This window comes from Bacillus cereus group sp. BfR-BA-01355 (assembly GCF_022663675.1).
Lineage (GTDB): Bacteria > Bacillota > Bacilli > Bacillales > Bacillaceae_G > Bacillus_A > Bacillus_A thuringiensis_S.
In genome coordinates, this window is record NZ_JAKUFY010000516.1 from 1 (window position 1) to 213 (window position 213).

The window sequence follows — 213 nt, forward strand, 5'->3', positions numbered from 1 at the left end:
ATTTTTGTAATATGCACTACTAGTATTTCCTGAGGTAGGTTGTGTTTGAGTTTGCTGTGCTTTTTGCTCTTCTTGTTGCTTACGAGCTTGTTCATCAGCCTGACGTTTTTGCTCTTCTTGTTGCTTACGAGCTTGTTCATCAGCCTGACGTTTTTGTTCTTCTTGTTGCTTACGAGCTTGTTCATCAGCCTGACGTTTTTGTTCTTCTTGTTG

At 40.4% G+C, this 213-nt stretch carries 1 pseudogene; it reads right to left on the reverse strand.

The window, feature by feature from the left end:
• Positions 1 to 213, reverse strand: a pseudogene (locus MR167_RS32725) (excalibur calcium-binding domain-containing protein); the annotation flags it as partial.